The sequence below is a fragment of the Novosphingobium sp. ERW19 genome (genome assembly GCF_012641315.1).
Classification (GTDB): domain Bacteria; phylum Pseudomonadota; class Alphaproteobacteria; order Sphingomonadales; family Sphingomonadaceae; genus Novosphingobium.
The window spans coordinates 293,146-306,739 of sequence record NZ_JABAIC010000002.1; the positions used below are offsets into that span (position 1 = coordinate 293,146).

Here is a 13,594-nt window from a genome sequence, read left to right on the forward strand (position 1 = left end):
GACCGTACCTTTCCCCCCCGATCCCGGCGCGATCGAGGCGCTTCTGCGCGATGACCTGGTTCATGCCGATCAGGTCATGGTCCACATGGGGCCAATTCTCCGGCATCTTCTCCAGAACGACGATAACTCGATCTTCAGCGACGAGATCATCGCCCGCGTCCGAGGCATGCTGTCAGATATTGCCAGACAGCTTGTGCAGGCGGTTGGTGAAGCTGCCGGTCACGACAATTCTGCCGCCTGGGCGCGAGAGGCGGGCGATGGCTTGGCGGATTTGCTCGCCGGCAATCAGGCCCTGCTGAATCATCTGCACATGCTTGCGGTCGAGTGGCAACTTACCGAGAAGATGCAGGGCAGGCTGGGACTCGATCCCGTGCTCACCCCGCTTCTTCAAGACATCATTGCGTCGCGCGATCCCGATCTGGCCGCGCGTGGGATGAATTTGCTCGCCGCGCAGGCGCGATTCGGACAGTTGATGCGGCGCATGCAGATTCCACTTTCGGAACTGCCCGGCGATCTTCACCATATCGCTCTGATGACCATGCAGGCCTACGTTGCAGATGATCCGTCCGGACCGGCTGCTGCCGACGCGGCGGAAAGTGCATTGCGCCAGCAACGCGTAGCCGCAGCATCGCGTCTGGAGCTACTCGACCACGTCATTCGGCAATTGGCAGGTGATTCGGCCCGGGGTCTGCAAATCGACTCCGCCGGGATTGCACTTTTCCTGTCGAGCCTCGCCTCGGGGGCCGGAATGTCGCGCGAAATGGCGATCATGTGCACGACCGAGAGCCAGATGGCGCGATTGGCGCTTGCACTGTCGGCCGCAGGTGCTGACCGCACAAATCTGGTCACCACTTTCTCAGCCCTGCATCCGCAGACCAGCCTGCCAGAGGGCATTGATCAGCTCGTGCCCGATGCCGCAGCAGCGATGCTGGCCTCTTCCTTGATGCGCCGTGAGGCGTTCGGATAATGATCGGCCGATGAGGGCGCACCAGTGACCACCGCAGGCGTGATCCGCGCCCGCTGCGACAGCGCAGACCGGTTGGTCGAGTCCGATGAGACCCTGGCGGCGCTGCAGATACGGCTCGGCGGCGCATACCCCGGTGTGATCGCGCTGCCGGGTCTGTTGGCGCTTGTGCGCCGTGCGCGATTGGCGGGGGCTCCGCTATTCGCAGCCATGACCGTGACCGACGAAGGGCAACCGCTCTCGTTTTCGGCGCGCGCCATTCCCGATGGGTCCGGCACAAGGATCGAGATCAGCGACTGGAAAGTCGCCGCGGATGCCTGGCAGGGCGATGAAGCGGCTGCGACCGACGAAGCACTTATCCGACAGTTGGCCGAAGCACACATTGTTCTGGACGCCGAGCAGCGCATCGTCTCGGGTTCCGCCACGGCACGCGATCTTGTCGACCTGGCATCGAGCCTGCAGCAAGGCTTTGGCAGATACTGGACCGATCTCGTAACGCTTGAGGGCAGCGCGCACCGCCAACCTCTGCACTGGCGATTGCTCGACGAAGCCCAGGTGGCCGTGCCCGGCTCGTCCCGTGTGTGGAAAACGCGCATTCTGCCGTTGCGAGCAGGCGGGTTCGAACTGCTTCTGGTGGCGCAAACCGTGCTAGCAGAAGCCCCGAGCATGACGGTTTCCGCTGTGCCGGACCCCCTTGCACATCCAGACTGGAAGGGCCTGCTGGGGCGCAAGCTGGCGCCGGCACTGCGTTTGCCGATCAACCGGATTGTCGCCAACGCCGAAACCATCCGGACACGCCTCGCCGGTCCCTTGGCTGAACAGTACGTAGGGTATGCCGGGGATATTGCGGAAGCCGGACGGCACCTGCTGTCGTTGGTCGAAGACCTAGCCGATCTTGAGACGGTGGAAGACGAAGGATTTTCGCCTGCTCCCGATCACATCGATCTTGTCGATTGTGCCCGGCGTGCAGCAGGCATCCTGGGCGTCCGGGCGCAGGAACGACGCATTGCCCTCGTGCTCCCCGCGCTCGATGTGGCAGCGCCGGCCATCGCGGAATTCCGCCGCGTGCTGCAGATCCTCCTCAACCTCATCGGCAACGCCGTGAGATATTCGCCGGAAGATACCCGGATCGAGGTCGATTGCGGTATCGATGGCGAGTTCGCGTGGATCACCGTGCAGGATCAGGGGCAGGGCATTGCCCGGGATCAGGCCGAGAAGGTTTTCGAGAAGTTCGAGCGGCTCGGTCGCAGTGGCAATGGAGGAAGCGGACTGGGCCTCTATATCTCGCGCAGACTGGCGCGAGCGATGGGCGGGGATCTCACTGTCCAGCAAGCGCCAGAGGGCGGCGCGAAATTCGTGCTGTTGCTGCCGGCTGACAGAGCCGCGCAGGCGAGCGCAGCGGGCTGACGCTCAGCGACGGCGCGATGAGCGCCAGATCGCGATGGCGCCGATCAACATCAACCCCGCGCCGATATAGGCCCATTGCGTCTGGGCAAGCATGAAGCTCGATGAAGGCCACATGATCAGGCCCAACCCTTGGCCGACCCACAGGCCGCCCATCAAAAGGGCGACGATGCCGAAAATCCTGAGAACCATCGTCATCGTCGCCCTCCTGTGTCGTTCAATCGATCAGCGGTCGCTCAGCGGAATGTAATCGCGCTCGTTAGGACCAGTGTAGAGCTGGCGAGGACGCCCGATCTTCTGGCCAGGATCGCTGATCATTTCGTTCCACTGCGCCACCCAGCCGACGGTGCGGGCGAGGGCGAAGAGCACGGTGAACATCGTGGTCGGGAAGCCGATCGCCGAGAGGATGATGCCCGAATAGAAGTCGACGTTCGGGAACAGCTTCTTCTCTGCGAAGTACGGATCGCTGAGCGCGATTTCCTCGAGGCGAAGGGCGGTCTCGAACAGCGGATCGTTGACCTTCAGCGCGTCGAACACTTCGCGCACGGTCTGCTGCATCACCGTCGCACGCGGGTCGTAGTTCTTGTAGACGCGGTGACCGAAGCCCATCAGGCGGAACGGATCGTTCTTGTCCTTGGCGCGATCAATGTAGTGCTGGATGCGATCGGGGGTGCCGATCTCCTTGAGCATGTTGAGCGCTGCTTCGTTTGCGCCGCCATGCGCCGGGCCCCACAGGCAGGCGATGCCCGCTGCGATGCACGCAAACGGATTTGCGCCCGAGGAACCGGCCAGACGCACGGTCGAGGTCGAGGCGTTCTGCTCGTGATCGGCATGGAGGATGAAGATGCGGTCCATCGCCTTTTCGACGGCGGGGATAACTTCGTACTCTTCAGCCGGGACGCCGAAGGTCATCTTCAGGAAGTTGCCGGTGTAGGACAGCTTGTTGTCCGGATAGACGAAGGGCTGGCCGACGGAATACTTGTAGGCCATCGCCGCGATCGTCGGCATCTTGGCGATCAGGCGGTGCGAGCTGATCTTGCGATGCGTCGGGTCAGCAATGTCGGTGCTGTCGTGATAGAATGCCGAAAGCGCGCCGACGACGCCGCACATGATCGCCATCGGGTGCGCATCGCGACGGAAGCCGCGATAGAACGTGGCGAGCTGCTCGTGCAACATGGTGTGGCGGGTGATCGTGCGGCTGAAGTCCGCAAGTTCCTGCTGGCTCGGCAGTTCGCCGTTGAGCAGCAGGTAGCTCACTTCCATGAACGACGAGTGCTCGGCCAGTTGGCCGATCGGGTAACCGCGGTGCAGCAGCACGCCTTCATCACCGTCGATGTAGGTGATCGCGCTGTCGCAGCTCGCAGTCGAAGTGAAGCCCGGGTCATAGGTGAACATGCCCGTCTGGCCATAGAGCTTGCGGATGTCGATGACGTCCGGCCCGATGGTGCCGCTCTTGATCGGCATGTCCACGCTGTTGCCGCCTGCGGTCAAAGAAGCCTGGTTTTCGCTCACGCCTAAGCCCTCCTGTTTCTTCTGTCTTTACGTTCTATGCCCGGGTTCAAGCCAACTGATCGCGGATACGCGCCAGCGACTCGTCCTTGCCGAGCAGTGCCAATACGTCGAATATTCCCGGCGAGGTAGTCTGTCCCGTCAGGCTCGCGCGCAACGGTTGGGCAATTTTGCCCAAGCCTATCCCAAGCTCCTCGGCCATTTGTTTCAAAGTGGCCTCCAGTCCCTCGATTGTCCAGCCGTTTTCAGCGTCGAGCGCAGCCACCACTTTGGCCAGTATCGCGCGCGAATCGTCGGTCAGCAGTGCCGCAGCCTTTTCCGCCATGGGCAGGGGACGCTGTGCAAACAGGAACACCGACGAAGCTGCCAGCTCATTGAGGTCGGCAGCGCGCACCTTGAGCACCGGCATCGCGCGGGTCAGCAGGTCCATGCCCGCTGCGCCATCGAAGCCCGGCTCCAGCACAGCCAGACGCGGTGCGACCAGCCCGGCGAGCCGTGCGTCGTCAGCCTCACGGATGTAGTGGCCGTTGAGGTTCAGCAGCTTCTTGAGATCAAAGCGCGATGCGCCCTTGTTGACGTTGCCGATGTCGAACCATTCCACCGCCTGGTCGCGGCTGATGATCTCCTCATCGCCATGACCCCAGCCGAGACGCAGCAGGTAATTGAACACCGCTTCAGGCAGCAGGCCCATCTCGTCGCGATAGGCATCGACGCCCAGCGCGCCATGACGCTTCGACAGCTTCGCGCCATCGGCCCCGTGAATCAGGGGGATATGTGCGTAGATCGGATCGGGCCAACCGCTCTCGATCTCGTTCATCGCACGGACAATCACGAGCTGGCGGAAGGCGTTGTTGATGTGATCGTCGCCGCGGATCACGTGCGTGACGCCCATGTCATGATCGTCGACCACGACCGCGAGCATGTAAGTCGGCGTGCCGTCCGAGCGCAGCACGATGAAGTCGTCGAGCTCGCTGTTCTGGACGGTAATCGAGCCCTGCACGCGGTCAGGAATCGTCGTCTCGCCCTCACGCGGGGCCTTCATGCGCACCACGTATGACTGGTCGGCCGGCCACTGATCCGGCGTCGCATCGCGCCACTCGCTGTCAATGCGGAAGGGGCGGCGCTCGGCCTGTGCCTTCTCGCGACGTGCCGCAAGTTCTTCCTGCGTCAGATAGCAGCGGTAGGCGTGTCCGGCCTCCAGCATTTGGTGCGCCACCTGCGCGTGCCGTTCCGAGCGTGCAAACTGGAACACCGGCTCCTCGTCTCCGCCCAGACCCAGCCAGTTCAGCCCGTCGAAAATGGCTTCGATCGCCGCATCGGTCGACCGCGCACGGTCGGTGTCCTCGATCCGCAGCAGATACTTGCCGCCGTTGTGGCGAGCATAAAGCCAGTTGAACAGCGCCGTACGCGCGCCGCCAATGTGCAGGAATCCGGTGGGCGAAGGGGCGAAACGGGTGACGACCGGGGCGTCGCCGGGCGATCCTGCAGAAACGGTGTCAGTGGCGCTTGCCATCGGCCGCGCTTTCCTTTGCTTTGAATGTCATGGCGTCTCCGGCTGCAGATCGGCCAGCGGCAGACTATTCCGCCGCCGAACCGGTCCCTGAACCGGGTGAACGCGCGCGGCATTGGGACATCCGCGCGCGATTGTCCAGCATGCTTGATGGTCGGATCGACGCGGCAGAGCGCTTCCTCGATGCACACCCGTTCGAACGCGGGCTCTGGCTGGTGGTCGCCTTTGCCGCGGGCATTGTCCTGTGGGTGGCACTCCCCTTCCGCCCGGACTGGATCGCCGCACTGCTGGCACTCGGGGCAATCGCCATCCTCGGCTTGCTGACGGTCAATGCCGAGACGCGGCCCCACCTGCGCCTTGCCGTGGCAGGCGTGGCGATCATGGTAGCTGCGGGCGAGGTCACGATATGGACTCGCTCCACGCTTGTCGGCCAGCCAGGCATAGCAAGGCCGCAGGTTTCCGCTCTTTCAGGAGTAGTTCTGGAGCGAAGGGAAGAGCCGGCCAAAGCGCGCGCCCGCCTTGTCCTGCGCGTGACGCTGGAGGCTTTGCCCGATCCTGTCCGCGTGCGGGTCAACCTGCCGTATGACAAGGATCCGGGCGAAGTGACGGAAGGCGCCCGGATCGCCCTGCGCGCCCGGCTCATGCCACCGGCGGCTCCCATGCTTCCGGGGGCGTACGATTTTGCTCGCAGGGCATGGTTTGATGGCCTTGCCGCGACGGGAACGGTGCTTGGCGATGTGCGGGTAATCGCAAGGTCGGATCGTGATACGACGCTGCGCAGCCTGCAGAGGTCGCTGGCCGAGCACGTCCGCGCCCGGTTGGGCGGATCTTCAGGGACAATCGCCGCCGCATTTGCCAGCGGCGACCGCGGGGCGATCGCGACTGCTGATGAAGACGCCATGCGCGATGCGGGCCTGACGCACCTCCTGTCGATCAGCGGCCTTCACGTCAGCGCCCTGGTCGGGGCCGTTTACTGGCTGGTCGCGCGCCTGCTCGCGCTTGTTCCCTGGGTCGCACTCAGGATTCGGGTGCCTCTCGCGGCCGCCCTTGCAGGCGCCCTCGCAGGACTTGGCTATACCTTGCTGACCGGGGCGGAAGTGCCCACCATCCGGTCGTGCATCGGGGCGTTGCTTGTTCTTGGCGCGCTGGCCTTGGGACGCGATCCCCTGTCGATGCGCATGGTGGCCGTGGGCGGCTTTATTGTCATGCTGTTCTGGCCCGATGCGGTCCTCGGCCCCAGCTTCCAGATGAGCTTTGCCGCCGTAATCGCGATCATCGCCTTTCATTCGGCAGGCCCCGTTCGCTCGTTCCTTGCCGGTGAACACCACGGGCCGGTCGTCCGCGCCGCTCGTAGCCTGATGATGTTGCTGGCCACCGGTGTGGTCATCGAACTCGCGCTCATGCCGATAGGCCTGTTCCATTTCCATCGCGCTGGCGTCTATGGCTCGCTCGCCAATGTCATCGCCATTCCGCTGACCACTTTCGTGACCATGCCACTGATAGGCATGGCCCTGCTGCTTGATCTGACGGGGCTTGGCGGACCGGTGTGGTGGCTTGTCGGCAAGTCGCTCGATCTGCTCCTGGCGCTGGCACACTTCGTGGCCTCGCAACCCGGAGCCGTCACGGCTATGCCCCCGTTCGAAGCGTGGAGCTACGTTCTGTTTGTCGGCGGAATGCTGTGGCTTGCGCTCTGGGCGGGCAAGGTGCGCCTTCTTGGCGTCCTGCCGGCCGGCCTCGCGGTGACGGCCATGGTGCTGACCCCCACGCCCGATCTGCTGATCACGGGGGATGGCCACCATGTCGGGATCGCAAACGAAGGTCCGGATCTGATTGTCCTGCGCATGGGCCGGGGCGATTACATGCGGGACAACCTGCTCGAACTGGCCGGTATGGAGGGCAACCTCCGCCGCCTTGATGAATGGCCAGGCGCCCGCTGCAATGACGATTTCTGCGCGGCCGTCGTGCAACGGGGCGATCGGCGCTTCACGCTCCTGATGGCCCGCAGCCGCAATTACATTGACGACATGGCACTTGCCGCAGCCTGCGAGCGGGCCGACATCGTCGTCGCCGATCGACGCCTTCCTGCATCGTGCCGCCCCCGCATGCTCAAGGCAGATCGGTCCTACCTTGCCCAAACGGGCGGCATATCCGTTGATCTTGCCTCAGGTCGAATTCGCACCGTCGCGGAAACGCAAGGCCAGCATGGATGGTATCGCTGGCCGGAACCCCATTTACGATTCCATGACATGCAACGCCGCGATGCCATTCGCACAGCGCCGGGATCGCAGAACGTGGTTGGAGAGGCACCGGCGCCGTCGGCTCAAGAGCGATAGGCATGGTCAATGCCGACCCGGGATTCATCGCGCACCGAGGCGTCTGATTTCCGCAGATCCTGAGAGTGGAGGATAGGGAGTTCGTCGTTCCGTCCGCAAGCGCCGGAAGCAGAACTGACGCTGCCGCGGAGGCTGCCTCAATCACACTGGGAGAGGCTGGCCGGGCGAGCCTGAGCGTCGCCCGGCCAAATTCATCAGGGCAGGACCCAGCGTACCGAACCTGAATAGCTTCCCACCGTCGGCATGCCGTCGCCGCCAAGGGCCGGGACGAACCGCGCTCGCGCGCTGACCTTCATGCATGTGGCGGCATCAAGGTCTGGCGATCCGCTCGAACCGGTTATCTCGCACCCCGTTACGCGCCCATCCACACCGATCGAAAGACGAAAGCGGGTCAATCCTTCCCGTTCTTCCCTGATCGCGGCGGAGGGATAGTCGCGGTCCGAGACCCAGGAACCTGGCGATCCTTTTGGCGATGCCGTGCGCACGGCAAAGCTGGGCGAGGGAGAAGGGCGAGGTTCGGGCAGGATACCGGGCACAGGTTCGACCGGCGTGATCGGCGTGAGCTCGATGTCGCGTACCGTGCTGGAAGGATCGGCGGGCGTGATGGCAATATCGGGACGTGGGGCAACCAGCGAACGGTTGTCCGGCTTGGGCGAGGGCTTCACGTCAGGGGGCGGAACAACCGGGGTTACCTTGACCTCTTCGTCTTCCCATTGCTTGGCGGGAAGACGGTCGGTCAGGATTGTGACCATTCTGTTGGCGAAACCTGAAGCGATCGCCCAGATCGCCACGCCATGAAGCAGTCCGACCGCGATGATGGTCTGTGTCTGCCTGCGTCTCGTATTTTCGATTGCATAAGCCATTGGCAACACCTCTTCCGTTGCCGACGCCCCATGTTCTGGCGGGCCGTCCCGGAAAGGGGCGCCCCGTGGCGGGGCATTCGGTAACGGTGGATACTATACCTCTGCGGGGAGTAGCTCCAGAGAAATCTCAACCAAATCGATTGATATTTGCCATAACACGCTCTGACGGAAAAGGCCGCCGCGCAATTTCTGCGCGGCGGCCTTGCAATTCCAACGCAGGTCTGCCGAACAGGCAGAGCGCTGCTTGAACCGTCGTCAGTGATAGCGCCGCAGCAAACCCGCCAGCTTGCCCTGTACCGCAACCTCTTCGGGGCGATAGAACTGAGCATCGTATGCCGCGTTGGCGGGATCAAGGCGGATCATGCCCTTTTCACGATGCAGGTACTTGAGAGTCGCCTCTTCACCCCGCACCAGCGCAACGACGATCTCGCCATCACGGGCCACATCGGTCTTGCGGACCAGCGCGTAGTCTCCATCGAAGATGCCAGCTTCAACCATCGAGTCGCCAGAGACTTCAAGCGCATAGTGCTCACCAGCGCCGAGCAGGGCGGCAGGGACAGGCAACGTCGCTGCTGTTTCCATTGCCTCGATCGGCACACCTGCCGCGATCTTGCCGTGCAGTGGCAGTTCGATGACGTCGTTGGCAGGCGCCAGCGACGCCGCCTTGGCTGCAGTGCGGAGCGGTGTGATCACGGAATTGGTGTTTGCCGCTTCGCGCGCCGCCGCCGGCTTGCTTGCTGCACTGTCAGGCTGCTTCAGAACTTCGAGAGCGCGGGCGCGATTGGGCAGGCGGCGGATGAAGCCACGCTCTTCCAAGGCAGAGATCAGGCGGTGAACGCCAGACTTCGACTTGAGATCGAGCGCTTCCTTCATTTCCTCGAACGAGGGGGAGATCCCCGAACCCTCCAGCCGAGTCTGGATGAAGGTGAGCAGTTCGTGCTGCTTGCGCGTCAACATCGGCGGCCACTCCGCATTGCGCAGCTTCAAAGCAAAGCCGCTGATCTTTCATGGACCGGGGCGGGATGTTCCACACCGGCGAACGAATACGGAACGGATAAGCAACCTTCAACGACTCGTCAAGCAATTCCGCCATTTTCGAGCAGGTAGACCGGAACATCCATTCCAGCTTGTCTGGCCTCCGCGCCTGCTTCCCGCACAACCAGCGCGTTTGCCCGCGAAAGCGGCGAGAGTGCTCCGGAATCCTGGAGCGGGTCGAGCCTCACCGACGCACCGTCCCAGACCGCGCGCAGGAACTCCATCCTGCTTCCGCCCCGTGCCAGCGGCTGCGCAAGCCGGGCTGGAATGGCTTTCGGCAAAGGCGCGCTCGCCCCGAGCATCGCGCGCAGCAGGGGGAGCATGAACAGGTAGGCCGTGACGAAGGCGGAGGCAGGATTGCCGGGCAGGCCGAGAATGATCTGTTCACCGCGCGTGGCTACCAGCAGCGGCTTGCCCGGCTTGATGCCGACACGCCAGAAGTCGATCGATGCGCCAACCGCTTCGAGCGCCGGGCGAACGAGGTCATGATCCCCCACCGACGCCCCGCCGCTGGTGACGATGATGTCGGAAGTGTCGGCTGCATCCAGCGCGCGAACCAGTTCATCGAGTTCATCCGCCACCGGACCGGCATGGCGAATCTGGACCGGCAGGGAAGCGGCCATCGCGCAAAGCATCGGGCCATTGCTGGCGGGAAGCTGGTGCGGGCCGGGCAGGTGGCCCGGAGGCACCAGCTCGTCGCCACTGTCGATGACGGTCAGGCTGACACGGCGGCGCACGGGGAGATGGCTGTGGCCGCCGGCAATGGCGAGCGCGATCTGTGCAGGGCCGATGCGAGTGCCGTCAGCGATCAGGGCCTCTTGCGAACTGAAGTCCATGCCGGCGGGGCGCACATGGCGCGAAGGTGGTTGCGGTGACTCGCCGGTCAGGCGCAGCTCGGCGCCGTCGCGGGCGCTGTCTTCCTTAAGCAGCACCATGTCCGCGCCTGAGGGGAGCATTGCCCCGGTGCTGATGCGGGTGGCTTCACCGGGGCCGACCTCCCCGGCGAAGGGGTGTCCGGCCGCGCTCTCGCCGATCACGCGCCATGGCCCCGGAAGATCGGCGCTGCGCAGGGCATAGCCGTCCATCGCCGAAAGGGCTGCTGCTGGCTGCGTGCGCCGGGCGTGGAGGTCCTCGGCGAGGTAGTGGCCGAGGCATTCGGTGACCGAGCGATGCTCGACGGGCAGCGAAGGGGCCAGCGCGAGCAACCGGCTCTGCGCTTCGGCGAGCGGCAGGGGCGGCGTTTTCATTCCGGAGCGCGCCAGGTTCCGGACTTGCCGCCGCGCTTCTCGATCAGGCGGACGCTTTCGATCACCATGCCTTTGTCGAGGGCCTTTGCCATGTCGTAGATCGTCAGCAGCGCAAGGCTCACGGCGGTCAGCGCTTCCATCTCGACGCCGGTGCGGCCGCTGAGCGAGGCGGTTGCGGTACATTCGATGCCGTCGGCTGCGAAAGCGAAGTCGACGTTGACGGCATCGAGCGCAAGCGGGTGGCACAGCGGGATCAAGTCGCCGGTCTTCTTCGCCGCCATGATCCCGGCAATGCGGGCGGGGCCGAGTACGTCGCCCTTTGGTGCATTGCCGCTGCGGATCGCTTCGAGCGTGGCGGCCGACATGCGGATCAAGCCCCGCGCAATCGCCACGCGATGCGTCTCGGTCTTGCCTCCGACGTCGACCATGCGGGCGGTGCCGGACGAATCGAGATGGGTAAGATCGTTCATCGTTGTCCCTGGAATCCTGAATGGGGGTTTACGGGGTTTACACTGTCCAGAGAGAACTGCGGAAAGGGGTTTCGGGCGTAGCTGTGGCGCGGTTTTTTCGCTTGTTCAAGACGGCCTGGCGACTGGAGGGACCATGGCGAAATTCGCCACTGTAGGAAAGTGTTTCGAACCGGAATGGCAGAATGTTGGGAGTTCGTTAGGCTTCTACCCCCATGCTGCAAGACCACCATGGAAAATGACAAAACACTACGCTTGGGACTGCTTGTCGATGCCGAGAACATGCACCCGAATTACATGCGCAAGGTCTTGCCACACATATTCAAACTCGGACGACCAATCGTGCAATTCGCCTTTGGGGACTTCAGTATTCCCGCGGCGAAGCCTTGGGTCGAGTTTCTGAGAACCAACGTAATCGAGGCGCGTCAGGTCACGCCGTCGGAATCTGGCAAGAACGCGGCCGACATTGCCTTGGTGGTCGAAGCCATGCGGCTTGCCCTGACGGGCAAATGCGATGCGCTTTGCGTTGTGTCGAGCGACCGCGACTTCGTGGCCTTGACGACGTTCCTCAAGAGCGAGGGCTTCGCCGTTTATGGTTTCGGGAAGTCTACAACTCACAAGAAGTATCGTCAGTCCTGCGCCAAATTCTTCGAGGTCAATCTTGACGAAGAAGGTGCAATCGCTGTGCCCGAGGTTCAGGATACGCCCCTGAAGCACGCAAATGCGGGTTCTCTACCTGTGCGCCAACTCAACTGGCCAAGAATCCTGCAGGCAATTGCCCAACTGGCTGACTCTGATGGCTGGGCGCCATTACAGCCCTTGGGATTGGAATTGGGTAGGCAAGGAATAAGTGTCAAAGCGGCGGGCAAAGCGAATTGGGCGAAAGTCTTCAGCACGGTGGACGATCTTGAACTGCGGCAGGACGAACAAAACCTGCGAAGCGTTCGTATTCGGCCAACCGCAAAAGCGGCCTGAGGACAGCAGCGAAAGACTTCTGATCAGCTGCATTTCGGTTCGGCACAACTTGCCGCCCAGCCAACCCCGGCTATTGTCCGCAGTGTCAATAACGGGAGGGATGGATGCGGAAGCGGTGGGTTTTGGTGGGGGCGGCGTTGCTGGCGGGGGGCGCCGGGTTTGCCTCGCTCGACAAGGAAACGCGGGGGATTCTGCTGGCTTTGCCGACCAATGCCGACGTGCTTTCATGGCGGGAAGGGCAGCGTGATGCGGCTTTTCGGGCGATGGACCGGCTGCCGTTTCTGGCCAAGGCCAGCACGATCGCGCCTTCGGCTACGCCTTTGCCGCTCCCTGCGGGCAAGCCTCTGACAGTACCGGGGCTCGATGATTTCATGGACCACCAGCGCACGGCGGGACTGGTCATCGTGCAGGACGGCAAGGTGCGGCTCGAACGCTACGGGCTGGACTTCGATGCGAAGGGCCGCTGGACGAGCTTTTCGGTGGCGAAATCCTTCACCTCGACGTTGGTCGGCGCGGCGTTGCAGGATGGAGCAATCAAGAGCCTCGACGACAAGGTCAGCCAGTATATCCCCGGCCTCAAGGGCAGCGCCTATGATGATGTGAGCGTGCGGCAATTGTTGACGATGTCATCTGGCGTGCGCTGGAATGAGGATTACGAAGATCCGAATTCGGACGTTGCCGAGTTCAACCGCGCCAAGCCGGAAAACGGGCTCGATGCGACCGTCAGCTATATGCGCAAGCTGCCGCGTGCCCATCCGCCCGGCGAGGTGTGGCATTACAATACCGGCGAGACCAACCTGATCGGCGTGCTGGTCAGTTCGGCCACGGGCAAGTCGCTCTCAGCCTATCTGCAGGAGAAGGTGTGGCAGCCGGCGGGTATGGAGGCCGAGGCGACTTGGCTGCTGGGCAAGACTGGCCTTGAAATAGGCGGGTGCTGCCTGCAGGCGGCGACGCGAGACTACGCCCGCTTCGGGCTGTTCGTCATGGGCGGTGGCAAGGGGCGCGATGGCAGGCAGATCGTGCCGGCGGACTGGTTTGCGCAAGCCACGTCAAAGCAGAAGGACATTGGCCGAGCGGGCAGAGGCTATGGCTTCCAGTGGTGGACCAACGACGACGGCACTTTCGCCGCCCAAGGCATTTTCGGGCAGGGCATCTTCATCGATCCCAAGCGCAAGCTGGTGATTGCGAGCAATTCGGATTGGCCGCGCGCCAGTGCCGGACCGCAGCCCGAGGAGCGCGAAGCCTTCTATCGCAAGGTACAGGCGTTGATCGACGCGGGCGAGTGAG

12 protein-coding genes are annotated in these 13,594 nt (G+C 63.3%); 5 read left to right on the forward strand and 7 right to left on the reverse strand.

Annotated elements, in window-relative coordinates; genetic code table 11:
* Positions 1-76 precede the first annotated feature (76 nt).
* Positions 77-967: a hypothetical protein gene (locus HGI46_RS04785; RefSeq protein ID WP_168903308.1), complete on the forward strand. Its 891-nt coding sequence runs from the start codon at positions 77-79 to the stop codon at positions 965-967.
* Positions 968-991: 24 nt separating this feature from the next.
* The gene (locus HGI46_RS04790; RefSeq protein ID WP_168903309.1) at positions 992-2,371 is read left to right on the forward strand and encodes a HAMP domain-containing sensor histidine kinase; all 1,380 of its coding nucleotides are present in this window, start codon (positions 992-994) and stop codon (positions 2,369-2,371) included.
* Positions 2,372-2,374: 3 nt separating this feature from the next.
* Here the strand turns inward: HGI46_RS04790 and HGI46_RS04795 are convergent, their stop codons facing one another.
* From HGI46_RS04795 to gltX, 3 genes are read right to left on the reverse strand one after another with little or no spacing between them, the layout of a single operon-like run.
* Entirely contained in the window at positions 2,375-2,566 is a 192-nt protein-coding gene (locus HGI46_RS04795) for a hypothetical protein (RefSeq protein ID WP_168903310.1), read from the reverse strand.
* A 27-nt stretch (positions 2,567-2,593) separates the two neighbouring features.
* Positions 2,594-3,880, reverse strand: a complete 1,287-nt coding sequence (locus HGI46_RS04800; protein WP_168903311.1) for a citrate synthase — start codon at positions 3,878-3,880, stop codon at positions 2,594-2,596.
* Between the two features lie 46 nt (positions 3,881-3,926).
* Complete coding sequence (gltX, locus tag HGI46_RS04805) at positions 3,927-5,390, reverse strand: glutamate--tRNA ligase (RefSeq protein ID WP_168903312.1); 1,464 nt, start codon at positions 5,388-5,390, stop codon at positions 3,927-3,929.
* Between the two features lie 29 nt (positions 5,391-5,419).
* Here gltX and HGI46_RS04810 point away from each other — a divergent pair, with 29 nt between their 5' ends.
* Positions 5,420-7,720 carry a ComEC/Rec2 family competence protein gene (locus tag HGI46_RS04810; RefSeq protein WP_168903313.1) on the forward strand — a complete coding sequence of 767 codons (2,301 nt, stop codon included), beginning with the start codon at positions 5,420-5,422 and terminating at the stop codon, positions 7,718-7,720.
* A gap of 194 nt (positions 7,721-7,914) precedes the next feature.
* Here the strand turns inward: HGI46_RS04810 and HGI46_RS04815 are convergent, their stop codons facing one another.
* From HGI46_RS04815 to moaC, 4 genes are all read right to left on the reverse strand, one after another.
* Positions 7,915-8,583 carry an energy transducer TonB gene (locus tag HGI46_RS04815; RefSeq protein ID WP_168903314.1) on the reverse strand — a complete coding sequence of 223 codons (669 nt, stop codon included), beginning with the start codon at positions 8,581-8,583 and terminating at the stop codon, positions 7,915-7,917.
* 255 nt (positions 8,584-8,838) lie between these two features.
* Positions 8,839-9,540 carry a transcriptional repressor LexA gene (lexA, locus tag HGI46_RS04820; RefSeq protein WP_168903315.1) on the reverse strand — a complete coding sequence of 234 codons (702 nt, stop codon included), beginning with the start codon at positions 9,538-9,540 and terminating at the stop codon, positions 8,839-8,841.
* Between the two features lie 119 nt (positions 9,541-9,659).
* Positions 9,660-10,865 carry a molybdopterin molybdotransferase MoeA gene (locus HGI46_RS04825; RefSeq protein ID WP_168903316.1) on the reverse strand — a complete coding sequence of 402 codons (1,206 nt, stop codon included), beginning with the start codon at positions 10,863-10,865 and terminating at the stop codon, positions 9,660-9,662.
* Positions 10,862-11,335 (reverse strand): cyclic pyranopterin monophosphate synthase MoaC, encoded by a 474-nt coding sequence (gene moaC, locus HGI46_RS04830; protein WP_168903317.1) that lies wholly within the window; start codon positions 11,333-11,335, stop codon positions 10,862-10,864. The genes HGI46_RS04825 and moaC overlap by 4 nt, the downstream gene beginning before the upstream one ends.
* Positions 11,336-11,563: 228 nt before the next feature.
* Here moaC and HGI46_RS04835 point away from each other — a divergent pair, with 228 nt between their 5' ends.
* On the forward strand, positions 11,564-12,307 hold the full coding sequence (locus tag HGI46_RS04835) for an NYN domain-containing protein (protein WP_168903318.1): 744 nt from the start codon (positions 11,564-11,566) through the stop codon (positions 12,305-12,307).
* 104 nt (positions 12,308-12,411) lie between these two features.
* Positions 12,412-13,593, forward strand: coding sequence for a serine hydrolase (locus tag HGI46_RS04840; RefSeq protein WP_168903319.1), 1,182 nt, complete (start codon positions 12,412-12,414; stop codon positions 13,591-13,593).
* Position 13,594: the final 1 nt, after the last annotated feature.